Source organism: Sphingomonas sp. OV641, from assembly GCF_900109205.1.
Taxonomy (GTDB): Bacteria; Pseudomonadota; Alphaproteobacteria; order Sphingomonadales; family Sphingomonadaceae; genus Sphingomonas.
The window spans coordinates 1-15,541 of the sequence record NZ_FNZB01000007.1 but is presented as its reverse complement, the minus strand read 5'-3'; the positions used below and the strand labels follow the sequence as shown (position 1 = coordinate 15,541).

15 protein-coding genes and 3 pseudogenes are annotated in these 15,541 nt (G+C 64.9%); 7 read left to right on the top strand and 11 right to left on the bottom strand.

Annotated features, from left to right (window positions below; translation table 11 throughout):
- Window positions 1–54: 54 nt before the first annotated feature.
- The 6 genes from BMX36_RS18530 to BMX36_RS18505 form a co-directional block, all read right to left on the bottom strand.
- The gene (locus BMX36_RS18530; RefSeq protein ID WP_093067910.1) at window positions 55–444 is read right to left on the bottom strand and encodes a DUF305 domain-containing protein; all 390 of its coding nucleotides are present in this window, start codon (window positions 442–444) and stop codon (window positions 55–57) included.
- A 174-nt stretch (window positions 445–618) separates the two neighbouring features.
- Window positions 619–1,806 carry a copper resistance protein B gene (locus tag BMX36_RS18525; RefSeq protein WP_093067907.1) on the bottom strand — a complete coding sequence of 396 codons (1,188 nt, stop codon included), beginning with the start codon at window positions 1,804–1,806 and terminating at the stop codon, window positions 619–621.
- Window positions 1,803–3,731: a copper resistance system multicopper oxidase gene (locus BMX36_RS18520; protein WP_010336586.1), complete on the bottom strand. Its 1,929-nt coding sequence runs from the start codon at window positions 3,729–3,731 to the stop codon at window positions 1,803–1,805. Before BMX36_RS18520 ends, BMX36_RS18525 begins: the two co-directional genes overlap by 4 nt.
- A 66-nt stretch (window positions 3,732–3,797) precedes the next feature.
- On the bottom strand, window positions 3,798–4,364 hold the full coding sequence (locus BMX36_RS18515) for an RNA polymerase sigma factor (protein ID WP_037486755.1): 567 nt from the start codon (window positions 4,362–4,364) through the stop codon (window positions 3,798–3,800).
- Window positions 4,361–4,801, bottom strand: coding sequence for a periplasmic heavy metal sensor (locus BMX36_RS18510; RefSeq protein WP_037486783.1), 441 nt, complete (start codon window positions 4,799–4,801; stop codon window positions 4,361–4,363). The genes BMX36_RS18515 and BMX36_RS18510 overlap by 4 nt, the downstream gene beginning before the upstream one ends.
- The gene (locus BMX36_RS18505; RefSeq protein ID WP_007406377.1) at window positions 4,801–5,073 is read right to left on the bottom strand and encodes a hypothetical protein; all 273 of its coding nucleotides are present in this window, start codon (window positions 5,071–5,073) and stop codon (window positions 4,801–4,803) included. The genes BMX36_RS18510 and BMX36_RS18505 overlap by 1 nt, the downstream gene beginning before the upstream one ends.
- 133 nt (window positions 5,074–5,206) lie before the next feature.
- Between BMX36_RS18505 and copC the strand changes: the two genes are divergently transcribed.
- The 3 genes and pseudogenes from copC to BMX36_RS18485 form a co-directional block, all read left to right on the top strand.
- The gene (gene copC, locus BMX36_RS18500) at window positions 5,207–5,587 is read left to right on the top strand and encodes a copper homeostasis periplasmic binding protein CopC (RefSeq protein ID WP_037486754.1); all 381 of its coding nucleotides are present in this window, start codon (window positions 5,207–5,209) and stop codon (window positions 5,585–5,587) included.
- A 4-nt stretch (window positions 5,588–5,591) separates the two neighbouring features.
- Window positions 5,592–6,269, top strand: coding sequence for a copper resistance protein CopD (locus BMX36_RS18495; protein WP_223308210.1), 678 nt, complete (start codon window positions 5,592–5,594; stop codon window positions 6,267–6,269).
- Between the two features lie 293 nt (window positions 6,270–6,562).
- Window positions 6,563–7,131 (top strand): annotated as a pseudogene (locus BMX36_RS18485) (transposase); the annotation flags it as partial.
- Here the strand turns inward: BMX36_RS18485 and BMX36_RS18480 are convergent.
- The 5 genes and pseudogenes from BMX36_RS18480 to BMX36_RS18460 form a co-directional block, all read right to left on the bottom strand.
- Window positions 7,071–7,406, bottom strand: a complete 336-nt coding sequence (locus BMX36_RS18480) for an acyl-CoA thioesterase (RefSeq protein ID WP_371262952.1) — start codon at window positions 7,404–7,406, stop codon at window positions 7,071–7,073. The pseudogene BMX36_RS18485 and the gene BMX36_RS18480 overlap by 61 nt on opposite strands.
- A 65-nt stretch (window positions 7,407–7,471) precedes the next feature.
- A complete protein-coding gene (locus BMX36_RS18475) occupies window positions 7,472–8,095 on the bottom strand; it encodes a TetR/AcrR family transcriptional regulator (protein WP_066656783.1) in 624 nt (207 codons plus the stop codon).
- Window positions 8,096–8,188: 93 nt separating this feature from the next.
- On the bottom strand, window positions 8,189–8,932 hold the full coding sequence (locus BMX36_RS18470; protein WP_256210888.1) for a catalase family protein: 744 nt from the start codon (window positions 8,930–8,932) through the stop codon (window positions 8,189–8,191).
- A gap of 20 nt (window positions 8,933–8,952) precedes the next feature.
- Window positions 8,953–9,639, bottom strand: a pseudogene (locus BMX36_RS18465) (PAS domain-containing protein); the annotation flags it as partial.
- 54 nt (window positions 9,640–9,693) lie between these two features.
- Window positions 9,694–10,080 carry a GNAT family N-acetyltransferase gene (locus tag BMX36_RS18460; protein WP_256210879.1) on the bottom strand — a complete coding sequence of 129 codons (387 nt, stop codon included), beginning with the start codon at window positions 10,078–10,080 and terminating at the stop codon, window positions 9,694–9,696.
- Window positions 10,081–10,161: 81 nt separating this feature from the next.
- Here BMX36_RS18460 and BMX36_RS18455 point away from each other — a divergent pair.
- The 4 genes and pseudogenes from BMX36_RS18455 to BMX36_RS18440 all read left to right on the top strand — a co-directional run.
- Window positions 10,162–11,571: pseudogene (locus tag BMX36_RS18455) on the top strand (Tn3 family transposase); the annotation flags it as partial.
- 32 nt (window positions 11,572–11,603) lie between these two features.
- Complete coding sequence (gene traA / locus BMX36_RS18450) at window positions 11,604–14,087, top strand: Ti-type conjugative transfer relaxase TraA (protein WP_218142213.1); 2,484 nt, start codon at window positions 11,604–11,606, stop codon at window positions 14,085–14,087.
- A 9-nt stretch (window positions 14,088–14,096) separates the two neighbouring features.
- Window positions 14,097–14,801 carry a DUF6118 family protein gene (locus BMX36_RS18445; protein WP_046195648.1) on the top strand — a complete coding sequence of 235 codons (705 nt, stop codon included), beginning with the start codon at window positions 14,097–14,099 and terminating at the stop codon, window positions 14,799–14,801.
- A gap of 196 nt (window positions 14,802–14,997) precedes the next feature.
- Entirely contained in the window at window positions 14,998–15,450 is a 453-nt protein-coding gene (locus BMX36_RS18440) for a flagellar hook-basal body complex protein FliE (protein WP_046195647.1), read from the top strand.
- The last annotated feature ends 91 nt before the right edge of the window (window positions 15,451–15,541 follow it).

Below are 15,541 nucleotides of genomic sequence, written 5' to 3'. Positions count from 1 at the left end.
CGGCTCACATACCTGGCCGGGCGCACGTATCCGGGCGTAGCCCGACCGTGCCACTCAGCGCCGCGCGAGTATGGCCTTCATCTCGTCGATTTCCTGCCGCTGCGAGCGCTTGATCGATTCGCAAAGCCGGATGATCTCCGGATCGCTGAGCTTTGCTTCCTGGCACATCAGGATCGCCCCGGAATGGTGCGGGATCATCGAGCGCAGAAAGGCCGTGTCGCCGATCGTGGTCTGGGTGCGGATGAGTGCAAAGCTGCCGAAGAAGGCGACCAGCGACGCGGCGATCAGCGCGATGTTGGCGGCCTTCGACGCGAACATGTGCCCCATGGCGAGGATCATCAGCACCACCATCGGCGCGACCATCATCAGCGTCATGTAGAGCATGTTGAGGTTGTTGTAGAAGCTGTCGAGCCCGTCGATCATGACGAACATCACCAGATACATGATGACGCCGCTGATGACGGTCTGAACGGCAAGGCTCTAATAGGCGCCCATCTTCCGGGTGTTCATGTGGGACGAATGGTCCATGGCGTATCTCCTTCGCTCGGCGCCGGCCGACCTGGGTATGAGTGTAACGCCCCGCTCTCTTGTTCGCCCCCGCCATCAGCCGTCCTGATGCTAAAACCAGAAGCGAACGCCGGCGACGAAGCTGGTGGCATGGACGTCCTCGCCCGCAAGCCTCGACAGCCGCGCCGTGTCTCCGGCTTTGCGCAGGTAGGAAACGCCGATGTAAGGCGCGAACTGGCGGCTGAATTCGTAGCGCAGGCGCGCGCCGAGCTCTATGTTGACCAGCCCCGAACCGATGTCGTTCTCCGGAATATCCTGTGCGGCGAAATTGACCTCGGCGCGCGGCTGGAGGATCAGGCGCTGGGTGATGCGCTGGTCGTAATAGCCCTCGACCCGGCCCAGAACATCGCCCTTGGTCGAGAGGAACAGCGCGCCTTCGACCTCGAACATGCCAGGAGCCAGGCCCTCGACGCCGATCGTCGCGTAGGTGCGGTCGGGCCCGCGGCCGAAGTCCTGGCGGATACCGCCCTGAAGATTGAAATAGGGGTCGATGGCCCGGCTGTAGAGCACCTGCACCTCGGCGCTGTCGATGCCGCGGCCGAACTCGCCTTCGCCCTCGCTCTTGAGCCAGAGCCGGTTGATGTCGCCGCCGTAAAAGCCTTCGCCATCCCAGCGATAGCCATCGCGGCCGCTATGCGCCTGATACTCGAACAGGTTGAGCAGCACCTGCCCGAAATTGTTGCCGCCGCTATCCTTCATCATGATGTCGCGCGAGCGCGCCATCTCGCCGCCGGGAAAATCACGATCGGCGAAGTGGTCGCTTGGGGGAGGCGGCGGGGGCGCATTGCCGGCCGGAAGCGCCGTGCCGGTCATTTGCATGCCGGGCATGGCGGAGGTTCCGGGCATGGCGGTCTCGCCATGCTGCGAATGGTCCATCCCGGGCATGTCCGGCATCGCGCCGTCCTGATGCTGGGAGTGGTCCATGCCCGGCATCTCCGCCATCGCGGGAGAAGCGGGTTGCGGTTGACCGGCGGCATCTCCCTGCGGCGCAGGACTGGCCTGGTGCTGCGAATGGTCCATCGCCGAGGTGGCGTCCGGCGCTGGCTTCTGAGCGCGCGGCCCGGCAGCGGGCTTGGGGCGCGGCGCGGCGGCCTTGTCCTTCTTTTTCTCCTGCGCCGGCCGCGCCCCGCCCGGCGGCGCCATGCCGGGCATGTCGTGCATCGAATGATCCTGGGCAAAGGCGGGCGCGGCGGAGAGAAGGGCGATCGCGCTCACCAGCGGCGTGAGGATGCGGCTCATTGGGCATCTCCCTTCGGACGGACGCTTACGACCCGCATCATCCCTGCATGCATGTGGTAGAGAAGGTGACAGTGGAAGGCCCAGTCGCCGACCGCGTCGGCGGTGAAGTCCCAGGTCACCTTGCCGCCCGGCTGGACGATCACCGTATGCTTGCGTGGGCTGTGATCGCCATGCCCCGTCACCAGCTCGAAAAAATGCCCGTGAATATGGATCGGATGCCCCATCATCGTGTCGTTGATGAGATTGACGCGCACCCGCTCGCCTTCGATGAAGGGGATCGGCTCGTGATGGTCCGACATTTTTTCGCCGTCGAACGACCACATGAACCGCTCCATGTTGCCGGTGAGGTGAATGTCGATGCTGCGGCTCGGCGCGCGCACGTCCGGATTGCGATCGAGCGCCATCAGGTCCCTGTAGACAAGCACCTTGTGGCCGACGTCGGCGAGGCCCTGGCCGGGCTCGCCGGTGCGGTCTACGGGCATCGGCGAGATGGTCTGGACGCTCGGGTCGCGCTTCACCTGCGGCGCGTTCGAGAAGTCGCGCATCTTCATCGAGCCCATCGCGTGCCCGCCATGATCCATGCCCGCCATCTGGCCATCGGCGCCCATCGCGCCGTGGTCCATGCCGGCCATCGATCCATGATCCATCCCCGAATGATCCATGCCTGCCATGGCGCTATTGTCCATGGTCGCCATCGCTGCCGCCGCGCCGGTCGCGAGGCGCGCGGACGCGTTCTTCTCGGCCGTCGGATCGACGCCCCGCATAGCGCCGCCCGACATGTCCATGCCTTCCATGCCCGGCATCGAGGACATGTCCATGCCCATGTCCTTCATGTCGGCGAGCGGCCGTTTGCGTAAGGGGGGAACCTCGCCGGCCATGCCGGCCCTCGGCGCGAGCGTGGCACGCGCCATGCCCGAGCGGTCGATCGCCTCGCCGACAAGGGTGTAGGCCTTGTCATCGCCTGGGCTGACAACGACGTCGTAGGTCTCGGCAACACCAATCTGGAACTCGTCGACGGTGACCGGCACCACATTCTGCCCGTCGGCCTGAACGATGGTCAGCGGCAGGCCGGGGATGCGGACGTTGAAGGTGGTCATCGCCGACGCATTGATGACCCGCAGCCGCACCCGTTCGCCCGGGGTGAAGAGCGCGGTCCAGTTGTCCATCGGACCATGGCCGTTGACGAGATAGGTGTAGGTGGATCCGGTCACATCGGAGATGTCGGCCGGGTCCATCCGCATCTGGCCCCAGTCGAGCCGGTCCTTGAGCGGCTGATCCTTGCCCGACAGGAGCCCGGCCAGGGTCTGGCGCTGGAAATTGAAATGGCCGGGGTTGACCTTGAGGCGCCGGAAGATCGCCTGCGGCGAGAGCGCGCTGTGATCGGCGAGCACGATGACATGCTCGCGGTCATAGGCGACCGGATCGGCACCGGCGGGATCGATGATGATCGGGCCGTAATGGCCTTCCTGTTCCTGCAGGCCTGAATGGCTGTGGTACCAGTAGGTGCCGCTTTGCACGACGGAGAACTGGTAGAGGTAGTTCGAGCCCGGCTTGATGCCCGGAAAAGACACGCCCGGCACACCGTCCATATTGGCCGGCAGGATCAGCCCGTGCCAGTGGATCGAGCTGTCCTCCTCCAGCTGATTGATGACGTTGAGCCGCACGCGCTGGCCCTCGCGCAGCCGGATCAGCGGGGCGGGGACCGTGCCGTTGAGGCCGATTGCCCGGAACTTGCGCCCGTCGATGGTCATCGACTGCCGGGCGATGGTGAGCGTGATGTCTTCGCCCGACACGGTCGGCAGCGTCGGTCGCATCCCCGGCGAGATCGTCTGCGCCCAGGCCGGCAGCCAGGCTGACAAGGCGGCGCCGCCACCGGCGAGGGCCGCGCCGCGGAGGAACTGGCGGCGGTCGAGAGCAGAAATCATTCGGTTGTCTCAGCTTTAAGAAAGAGGGCGGACCTATTGGAAATACGCAGCGTGGCCTCATCCCCCTCAAACTTTCTTCAACATTTCCGCGAGGCGTGCGCGGGCGCGGTAGAGGCGGGTCTCGACTGCCTTCTGGCTGATGCCGAGAATCTCGGCGGTTTCGGCTTCCGATTTCTCGTCGATCGTCCGCAGGATGAGCGTGTCTTTGAGAGAGGCGGGCAGGGCGGCGATCGCTTTCATCGCCTCTGCCAGTTGCTGCTCGGCGCCGATTGCCTGGTCGGGTAGCGGCGCCTCATCGGCGACGTCATCCGCCTCGCCCAGCGGCAGGGCCATGGAGAAGAAGTTCCGGACCGCGCGCCGGCGCCGCCAGTCATGGCATTTGTTGATGACGATCCGGGACATCCAGACCTGGAAGGGTCGCGCAGCGTCATAGCGGTTGAGTGCGGCGAAGGCGGCGACGAAGCTTGCCTGCGTGACGTCCAGCGCCTCCTCTCCGTCACCTATATGGCTGCGCACGAGCCGAAATACCCAGCCTTGGTGTCGCCGCACAAGTTCGGCGAAAGCGGCCTGCCGGCCGACGAGTGCAAGAGCGGCAAGCTCCCCGTCCGAGCAGTCGGGGAGAATTATGGTCATTCGGACTTTGCCGTCAGCGCTTTCACTACGGCGTCGTCGAACTTCTGCGTCTGATCGGGGCGAAGTACGGCACGCATTGCAAAGATGTGCTCGAGCGTTTCCTTCTGCAGCGCGCCCATGGCTTGGTGCGAGCGGTCCACTGCCGCCGCGACTTTAGGGCCATAGCCATGTTCCGCCTCAATCGCCTCTGCTAGGCGAGCATTGTCGGCGCGCAGCTCGGCTTCAAGTGCCTGACGCCGAATGGCATAATTCTTCTCGATGAACTCCAGCCGGGCGTGCTGAGCCGTATCCAGTTTGAGATCCCGATGGAGCAGCTCGTGCAGTTCGTTTTCCACGGGCGGTGCCGACACCACATAGATCCGCCCGATCACCACCCCGGCGATCGCCGCGGTAAAGGTCAACAGTAGGAGGAGCAGGAGCCGGCGGCGGTCCCGCATCATTGCGAGCCCAGCAGCGTCGAGGGCGCGAGCGCCAACTGCGCATCGAAGGGCGATATCGGGCTCGCGTCCGCCGACCCGATTGGAACCGCGGAGCCCGCGATGCCGATGAAAAGCGCGACTGCGGCGGCTAGACCAAACGTCGTTGCGCCCAAGCGCGGCATGGCCTGGACCCTAGCGATTTCCGTCAGGACGCGGCTGTCCAGGCCGGCAAGCCTGGGGTCAATTGGGGCATCGCGCAATTTCGCGAGCATTTCGTCAAGGTGGTCCATGGTGTTTCTCCGTCTTCTCTTCACAATACGCATTCTGGCCCACGACCCCTTGGCTCGGAACAGAAAAGAAATTTGAGAGGGGTGCAGGCTGCAGCTGCGTATTCTCTCATGTCAATGACTGGAGAATTCCCGAATGCGCTTCCTTTCGCCTTTCGCAGCTGTCGCCGCCGTCAGCCTGAGCGTTTCGGCTCCGGCCTATGCACATCCCAAGCTCGTGTCTTCAACGCCCGCCGCCAACGCCAGAGTCTCGGCACCGTCGCGTATCACTCTGACGTTCAGTGAAGGCCTGATGGCCAGACTATCTGGTGCCGAGATCGTTATGACCGGTATGCCCGGCATGCCAAACCATCGCATGGCGGTGACCGGCTTCAAGACCGCGGTCGAGGGCGGTAACAAGACGTTGGCGCTGACACTGGCCAAGCCGCTTGGCGCTGGTACCTATCAGGTCACCTGGCATGTCGTCTCGATGGACACGCACCGCATCCAGGGCAATCTCGCCTTCATCGTGCGATAGGGCAATGAGTGAGGTAGCAGGCATCGCGATCCGCTGGGCGCTGTACGCCGATCTCGGCCTCTTGTTCGGCCTGCCGCTGTTCGCGCTCTATGCCCCAGGTGGCGGCCGGACGGTGCAGCGGCATCTGCCGATGGGGGCGATGGTGGCCTGTCTTGCCTGCTTCGGGCTGCTGCTATCTGCGTTGGGCTTTGCGGTGCAGGCTGCGGCCATGTCCGGACTGCCGCTCACACAGCCTGATTTCGCCCTGCTGGGTGATCTCATCAATGAGACGGCCATGGGGGCGGCGTTGAAGGCGCGCCTTGTCGCGCTCCTTGTCCTCCTATTCTGCGTCCTCTTGTATCGACGGCAATCACGTCCCGCCTTCATCGCCTCTACTCTCGCAGGCGCGCTCGCGCTCGCGACCCTCGCCTGGAGCGGACATGGCGCGGCTGGCGAAGGCTATCCGGGCTGGCTGCAACTGGTCGCCGATCTCGTCCATCTGCTCGCCGCCGGCGCCTGGGTCGGCGCGCTTGCAGCCTTCCTCGCGCTGGTTATGCCTAAAGCAGCGACCGGTGATATGGAGCGGGTCTCGCTCGCCGAGGAGGCCTTGACGGGCTTCTCCCTGGTAGGAACGATCATCGTTGCCCTGCTGATCCTGACCGGGATGGGGGCGTCACATAAAACGGGCACAGATATACGCTAAGGCCTGAGGGCGTCGGAAAACACCTGTTTGTCGTACATTGGCCGGTAGGAGACAGTCCGGATCGGAGCCGGGTTGCGAGGATAGCTGACACGCACGTTAAGTCGGCAGCCGACCAAAGCCAGCCATTCAACGTCCAATTGCGCGCGGCTGATTTCAGTTGAACCTGCCATTACAAGACCCGGGAACTTGGGCGACACGGGTCAGGCAGTGTCCGCCGTCAGCACCAATGGCACAGATTTGAGGTTGTGATTTAAGGAGGATCTGGGCTTCGTCGTAGTGACGAAGGAACGAAGATGAAGCCGAGATCCTCCAATGTAAAATCGCCCGCCAAGGCCCCAGCAGAGCGGGTAGTGAAGGACATCCGCCGACAGACCCGGCGCCACTTTTCGGCCGAGGACAAGATCCGCATCGTGCTGGATGGCCTGCGCGGGGAAGACAGCATCGCCGAGCTATGCCGCAAGGAAGGCATTGCCCAGAGCCTGTATTACACCTGGTCGAAGGAGTTCATGGAAGCTGGCAAGCGCCGCCTGGCCGGCGACACCGCCCGTGCCGCGACCACCGGAGAGGTCCAGGACCTGCGCCGCGAAGCCCGGGCCCTGAAGGCATGCGTGGCCGATCTGACACTGGAAAACCGTCTGCTCAAAAAAAGCATGGTCGCGGATGGGGGCAACGACGAATGAGATATCCCGCATCCGAGAAGCTCGAGATCATCAGAACCGTCGAGCAGTCGCACCTGTCGGCCAAGCGCACGCTGGACCAACTCGGCATCCCTCGTCGGACATTCTACCGCTGGTATGATCGCTACCTCGAAGGCGGGCCGGAGGCGTTGGAAGATCGGCCATCGGCGCCGAGCCGGGTGTGGACCGCATCCCGGCGGGCACCCCGCGGCGCTCGGACGACCCAGGTGATCGCACTGACCTCGTCTCCCGCCCGGACATTGCCGCGATAGTCGACCTCATGGCGCAGCACGACCGCGACGAACCGGTCGCGATCCTGCGGCCGCGCGGCCGTCAGCCAATGCGCCACCGACACATCCTGAATCCAGGTCACCCAGACCGCATTGTTGACATGGCCGAGTTCGTCGATGTCGGCGTCCCGGGCGCGGAAGCGGATATGGAAGCGCCGATGCTCATCCACCTCGCCGACGAGTGGGTGTCCGTGCTCATCGCAGCCGATGCGTCGACGATCTGACACGATCCCGCTCACGAATACGCCTGCTCCTCATGCGACGAACCCAGTCCTGCCATGGCGCGGAAGAAGCCGACGAGCATCTCGTCGCGCGGCATGGCGCCTTCGACATCGCCCTGCACCGCCAGTCCCATCCAGACCGCGTAAAGACCGATACCGGTCTGCATCGGCGGCAAGGCCGGTCGAAGTGCGAAGCGTTGCGTTAGATCGGCAACGAGTTCACCGAACATCCGATAGCAGGCCGCCTTGCCCTCCCGGTGCCGCTCGGCGAAAGCCGGATCGCGCCGCGCGTGAAGCTGCAATTCGATCGAGAGGAGCGACCATTGCGCTTCACCGGCCAGCTTCGCGAGCCGGGCGGCCAGCACCTGGAGCGTTGCCTCGATATCATCGCCGGAGGAGTGCGCGACCAGGTCGCGAAGCAGTGTGACCTCATCCTGGATATGGCTCTGCAGGATCTCGACCAGCAGATCGTCCTTGCTGGCGAAGTTCGAGTAGAAGGCACCCTGCGAATGGCCGGCCGCGCTGCAGATGTTGCGGATCGACATGGCGGCGACCCCCTCCTCGATGATCGAGGTATGTGCGGCGGCGATCAGCCGGTCCCGCGTCTGGCGCTGCGTGTCCTTGCGCGTAAGCGGCATGGGTTCGTTCTCCAACCAACGGGCGAGACGTGCGAAACCTTTTCGGCGGTTCCGCGCTCTCAGTAAAAACCAGATATCAACTGATATCCGAAATCAACGGCGATTTCGACCCGAAATCGTCCGCAGTATCGAAATTAAAACGCGAAGGAGTGCCCTTGACTGAAACCTACATTGGCTATTCCCCGGACGTGGAGGTTCTCGGCGAAGACGAGGAGCGGCTGACCGGCGGGTTCCTAACCCCAGCTCCCGGCCGCCAGCCATTTGAGCGCGGACAGGCTTGGCATGAACAGATATTCGCCGCCCTTCATGACATTGAAAGTCTGCACACCGTCGATGCGCTTGGTCATTGTCGCGCGCGAGACCGCGCAGCGTGGCGCCGGGCTCGACGCCGACCGCTTCGACCGCGGCTTCCACTCCCCGCGCCACCCCGGCCATGGCGCGCTGGAGAACGGCCGGGTTCTGGGCATTCTTTTCCAGAAGGCCGATGAGCTGGCGATATTTACCGATCGTGCCGAAGCTCAGGGTCGGGATATTGACCAGCAGGAAATCCTGGTTGCGGCCCTGGTCTTCGGGGAGAAGCCGCTCCCCCGCCACGCCAATGACCTTGATCGCCATACCGCGCGGAGCCGGTATCGTATCGGAGTGAATATCTCCGGGCGCTGATGAGAGGCGGATCACCACGGAATAGGTGGCGGGACGAGCGAAAAGCCCCTGGCGCAGATGCTCCGGCAGTTCCGGGATGACCAACTCACCCTTCAGGAACCCGTGGCTCTTGGCATGGGCGTCGCGCACCGCATGGCGGTGGCGTTCGAAGGCCTTACGGTTGGTGCTCGCCATGATCTCGAGGATTTCGGCGGTCAGTCGTTGGCCTTTGTGAAGATGAACGTGCAATTCATCAGGATCGCTGCGCTCGGCCTCACCATGATCTTTGCCAGTCGCGTCTGGCCCGATCGGTAATCCTGACTGTCCGCCGTCAGCTGCATCGGGAAAGTCGAGCCGTCGCGGCGCTGGCCGACCACGACGCGACCGAGGCCAATGATCCGGCGCTCGCCGGTCTGCAGATAATGCGCGAGATATTCGTCATGCCGGTCGCGATCGGGCTGGGGCATGAGGCAGGAGACGTTGCGGCCGACGAGCTCGGCTTCGCTGTAGCCGAACAGGCGTTGTGCCGCTGCGCTGAACGACGTGATGGCGCCGGTCTCGTCGATGATGATCATCGCATCCGGCACCGTCGCCAGAATCGATTGCAGATGCTGCTCGCGGGTCTCGATCGATGCGCGGACCGCCGCCTCGTCGGTGACATCGCGGCTGATGCAGGCGAAGCCTCGATGTGTGTCGCCTTCGAACAGGGCGCTGATCGTCAGGCGCGCGAGATATTCCGCGCCGTTCTCGCAGACCCGCCACGCTTCGCGCTCCAGCGTGCCCTCGTGAAGGGCGGCCGCCAGGTCTGCGCCTGGACGACGCGCCGCAATCTCGTCAGGCGGGTAGAACAGGTCGTGGGGCTGTCCCAGAACGCGATCGAGCGGCCAGCATTGGGGGCGTTTGCGGGAGGGGGCGGAATCCTACGCCAAGCTCGCCCAGATAGCCGGCGCGAGATCTTACTTGTTGCTGCCTTCTACGGTCGCGCCAGAAAGGCGACGGCTCAGTTCTATCCGGCGATGGCTACGCATTTTGAAGGTGTCTGGCCCAACGCGCCGATACTCAATGAAGCCGAGAGAACGCCAAAATCGCTCTGCCGCTTCATTCGCTTCCAGCACGGCCAACCGAATCTCTGTGGCACCTCTCGCAGCGGCCCAGCTTTCGACCGTCGAGTAAATTGAGCGTCCGACGCCACGACCACGCTGTGCGGCATCTACGATCATGAAGCCGAGATACCATGTGCCATCACGCGGATAATCGCGGAGGATGGCCGCGATTGCATATAGGCCGCCAGGCCCCTTCCATCCCAGGACAGCTTGATTGTGGGCGCTCTTTTCGGGCGGCACATCGGAGAAAAGCTCGCGAGCATCGTCCAGCGTGGGCGCGGCCCCGTCCTGCAACAGGAAATAGTCGCTGCAACGGTTGTACAGGTCGCCGTGCCGCTGCGACCCGGCGAATGGCTGGCCGAGCGCAGGGCTCGACTGGATACACGGCTGAAGGAGTTTGGCCGCGCGGCGCGAACCGGCACGATCCCAGGCGGCATCATCGAGAACGGCAAGCTGCACATCGACAAGCTGAGGGCCGACACGCCCGAAGGGGCCGAGGATCTCGTGCTCGATCTCTATCAACAGCTCCCGCCCGCGAGGATCACCGATCTGTTGCTGGAAGTCGATGAGCGAACCGGATTTTCCGAGGCGTTCACGCATCTGCGCACCGGCGCGCCCTGCAGCGACCGGATCGGCCTGATGAACGTGTTGCTGGCGGAAGGCGTCAATCTCGGTTTGCGCAAGATGGCGGCGGCGACCAACACGCACAGCTTCTGGGAATTGCTGCGGATCGCGCGCTGGCATGTCGAAGGCAGCGCCTATGATCGGGCGCTCGCCATGATCGTGGAGGCCCACGCCGCCCTGCCCATGGCCGCCTTCTGGGGACAAGGGCAATCGGCATCCAGCGACGGGCAGTTCTTCCTTGCTACCGAGCAGGGCGAGGCGATGAATCTGATCAACGCGAAATATGGCAACGTCCCGGGCCTCAAGGGATACAGCCATGTGTCCGATCAATATGCGCCGTTCGCAACCCAGGTGATCCCGGCAACGGTCAGCGAGGCTCCCTATATCCTGGACGGGCTGCTCATGAATGACGCGGGCCGCCGCGTTCGCCAGCATTTTGCCGACACGGGCGGCTTCACCGATCATGTGTTCGCCGCCTGCGCCTTGCTCGGCTACAGGTTCGCCCCCCGTATCCGCGATCTCCCTCAGAAAAGACTCTATGCCTTCACGCCCAACGCGACGCCGGCCAATGTGCGAGCGCTGGTCGGAGGTAAGATCAATGAACCGCTCATCGAGCGCAACTGGCCCGACATCCTGCGCATCATGGCGACGATCGCAGCGGGGATCGTCGCCCCCAGCCAGATTCTTCGCAAGCTCGCCTCTTACCCGCGCCAGAATGAGCTGGCCCTCGCATTGCGAGAGGTGGGCCGCATCGAGCGAACCCTGTTCATGATCGACTGGATTCTTGATGCCGGCCTCCAGCGCCAGGCTCAGATCGGCCTCAACAAGGGTGAGGCCCACCACGCCCTAAAGCGCGCCATCAGCTTCCACCGCCGAGGTGAAATCCGGGATCGATCCGGCGAAGGCCAGCACTATCGCATCGCCGGAATGAACCTGCTCGCCGCCATCATCATATTCTGGAACACCATGAAGCTCGGCGAGGTCGTCAATACCCGGGCCGCCAGCGGTACCCATATCGCGCCTGATCTACTCGCCCACGTCTCGCCGTTGGGATGGGAACACATCAATCTAACCGGGGAATATCGCTGGCCCAAATCCTTAGCGTAGGATTCCGCCCCCTCCCGCAAACGCCCCCTGTGATGCTGGCGATGCGCGATGTGGGGCCGGAGGGGTTCGGGAAGAAAAACCGGGGCTGGAACAGCACCGAGCTGTTGAAGGACTGGCGCGAGGCGTGGAGCGCGCACGTCAACGAGCGCATGGCCGAGCTGGGGCTTGAAGGGCGGATCGACCATCGCTCCTATGAGGCGCAGGGGATCGCGCTGGAGCCGCAGCACAAGATCGGCCCGGCAGCATCGCGCAGACCGGAGCAGGGGCTTGAGGCCGAGCGGATCGAGGATCACGCGCGCATCGCCCGCGACAATGGCGAGAAGATCATCGCCAACCCGTCGATCGCGCTGGACGCGATCACCCGGCAGCAGGCGACGTTCACCACCCGCGACCTGGCCGTGTTCGCGTTCCGGCACAGCGACGGCAAGGAGCAGTTCGACCAGGTGATGACCGCGGTGCGCGCCAGCCCCGAGCTGGTCGCGTTGGGGAAGGACGGACGCGACCAGGAGCGGTTCACGTCGCGCGACATGATCGCGGTGGAGGCCCGGCTCGAGCGCAGCGCCGGCGCGCTGGCGGCGCGCGACGGTCACGGCATCGCCGATCGCCAGCGTGACGCCGCGATCGGCGCGGCCCAGGGCAGGGGGCTCGTCTTGTCGGCCGAGCAGCGCGACGCCCTCGACCATATCACCGGCCGCAAGGGGCTGGCGTCGGTCGTCGGCTACGCCGGCAGCGGCAAATCCGCGATGTTGGGCGTCGCGCGCGAGGCTTGGGAGCGGCAGGGCTACCAGGTGCGCGGTGCGGCCTTGTCGGGGATCGCGGCCGAGAACCTTGAGGGCGGGTCCGGCATCCAGTCCCGCACCCTCGCCAGCCTTGAGCACGCATGGGGGCAGGGGCGCGAGCAGCTAGGCCCGCGTGACGTGCTGGTGGTGGACGAGGCGGGCATGATCGGCTCGCGCCAGATGGAGCGGGTGTTGAGCCAGGCGCGTGACGCCGGGGCCAAGGTCGTGATGATCGGCGACCCCGAGCAGTTACAGGCGATCGAGGCGGGCGCGGCGTTCCGCAGCGTCACCGAGCGGCACGGCGCGGCCGAGATCACCGAGATTCGCCGGCAGCGCGAGGATTGGCAGCGCGACGCCACCCGCGCGCTGGCGACCGGGCGCACCGGCGAGGCGATCCACGCCTATGACGGCAAGGGCATGGTCCACGCGGCCGACACGCGCGAGCAGGCGCGGGGCGAGCTGGTCGATGGCTGGGATCGGCAGCGCCAGGCCGAACCGGGCAAATCCCGCATCATCCTCACCCACACCAACGCCGAGGTCCGCGAGCTGAACGAGGAAGCGCGCGGCCGACTTCGCGCGACCGGCGACCTTGGCGACGACGTGACGTTCAGCGCCGACCGGGGGACGCGCGCGTTCGCGCGCGGCGACCGCCTGATGTTCCTGCGGAACGAGCGGTCGCTAGGGGTGAAGAACGGCACGCTTGGCACGATCGAGCAGGTATCGGCCGAGGGGATGAAGGTTCGGCTCGACAGCGGCGCGCGGGTCGCGTTCGACGCAAAGGACTATGCCGCGGTCGATCACGGCTACGCCGCCACTTTCCATAAGGCGCAGGGCGTGACCGTCGATCACGCCCACGTCCTCGCCACCCCCGGCATGGACCGCCACAGCGCCTATGTCGGCATGTCGCGGCATCGTGATGACGTGCAGCTCCATTACGGGCGCGACGACTTCGCCGACCAGCGTCAGCTCGTCCGCGCCCTGTCGCGTGATCGGGGCAAGGACATGGCGGGCGACTATGCGCGCCCGGAACAGGACCAGGCCCGCGCGTTCGCCGATCGGCGCGAGATCCGGTTCCCGGAACTCGCGCGTGAAATAGTGGCGAAGGTCCGCGACAAGGCGCGGGGCATGTTCGCGGGGTTCCGGCCGAAGCCGGCGACCGAGAAAGCGACGTCGCCGGAGCGTGTCGCGGCCGATCGGCCGCCGGCATCCTCGCAGGCCCGCGCGATCGAGCGCTATGGGCGCGCCGCAGCGGATATAGGCCGGATGCGGGACAAGGGGTCGCCGGTGCTGGCGCACCAGGAACAGGCGCTGGCGAAGGCTGGCGACGCGCTCGACCAGGTGCGACCGCTTGGGAGCCGCGACCTTGCCAGCGCGATCGAGCGCGACCCCCGACTCGCGCGCGACGCGGCCGAGGGGAATACGGGCGGCGCGGTGAAGGCGATGGAGACGGAGCGCCAGGTCCGCATCGACCCGGAGAAGCGCGCGGACCGGTTCGTGGAGCAGTGGCAGGGCATGAAGGAGGCGCGCGCCAGCATGGAGCGTGCCGGCGCTGATAAGTTGGGCAAGCGCATGGAGAACATGGCGGGCGGATTGCATCGCGATCCGCAGCTCGAATCCGTGTTGCGCGCCCGCGCGTCCGAGCTGGCGTTGCGCATGGAGCGGGGCCGGTCGATCGGGCAGGAGCTCGCGCAGTCGGTCGGACAAGGCCGCGACCGCGATCGTGGCATGAGCCGGTAAGGGGGACAGGTGACGGACGAGGACGATAGCCAAGGAGCCGACGCAGCCGAGGCGTTCGAGGCGATGCGCGGCGAGCTTGCGCTGTTGCGCCGCGCCGTGGAGGGCTTGGCGGCCGAGCGCGGCGGACAAGACATACCCGATTATTCCGAGACGCTGGGGCGGATGCAGCAGGGCGTGGACACGGCGGGCGAGAACATCGCGCGCATCGGCCAGTTTCTGAAGGCCGCCCCGGCGCTGGCGATGACGCCCGAGCAAATGGCGCAGCGGATCGCGGCGGCGGGCAACGCCGCCCGGCGCGAGGACCAGGCCGCGCTCGCCAAGGCGGGCGAGGACAAGGCCCGCGTCATGGCCGAGCTTCGCGCCATCGCCGGGTCCGCATGGACACGCGCCGACCAGAGGAACCGGCAACTATGGTTCGCCCTGGGCGGGGCGGTGGCCGGCATCCTTGCATGGGCGATCGTGCCGGGCCTCGTCGCGCGCGAGATCGCGCCGGCGAGCTGGCAATGGCCCGAGCGCATGGCGGCGCGGACGCTCGACCTTCCCCGTTGGGAAGCGGGGCAGCGGATGATGCAGAGCGCCAGCCCGGCCGCGTTCCGCGCGATCGTCGGGGCCGACAAGATCGTGACGGCCAACCGCGAGACGATCGACCGATGCAGAAAAGCGGCAGGCAAAGCAGACGAGGCGGTACGATGCACGATTAGGATCGCCCCATAGTAACCGCGTGTCTATTCCGCTAAGTAATTGATAATTATACCATCCGACCATAGCCTAACCGTAGCAGCCTTGCGCGGACCTAATTGCGAGTCGGTGCATGGCTTCACGAATAGGCAATCAGTACTAAGTTCAGTTAACCGTAACCTAACGGTTTCAATGCGACATGTAGGTGCGCTGAAGGCGCACTGAGGTGAATATGAGCAGCATCTCCATCAACGATGTCATGGCCTTGCGGAACGCCGTACTCGACAAGAACGCGGCGCTTCGGAATGTAGCGAGCAACCCGAATTCTGACACCGTTTCTGGGGCTACGAGAGGAGCGGCTTTTGACGCAGCGATGAACACCGCGCTGGGAAAGGCGGATAGCCCGAATTCCGTCTCAGGAGTGAGCGGAGCGGCGGGCGTGTCGCAATCAGGACTCGCGGAGCCAGGCGGCTTCGCCACCACTTTTCAGACGCAGCTTCAAAAAATTAACGCGATCAATGCGCGCGCTGGTGCTTTGACGGTCGCCTACGAACGAGGAGAGGAAACCGACATTGCGAAGGTCATGCTAGCGCGGCAGGAGTCCTCAATCGCCTTCGAGGCGACGTTACAAGTTCGCAATAAAGTGCTTTCGGCCTACAAGGACATCATGAGTATGCCGGTCTAGCGCAATCTGCCGAAAGCACATCCCTGGATCGGTAATCCGGTGCTGCGAATTGCCGGCACGACGCGCGATCGGATCGAGGCGCCGGTCGAGC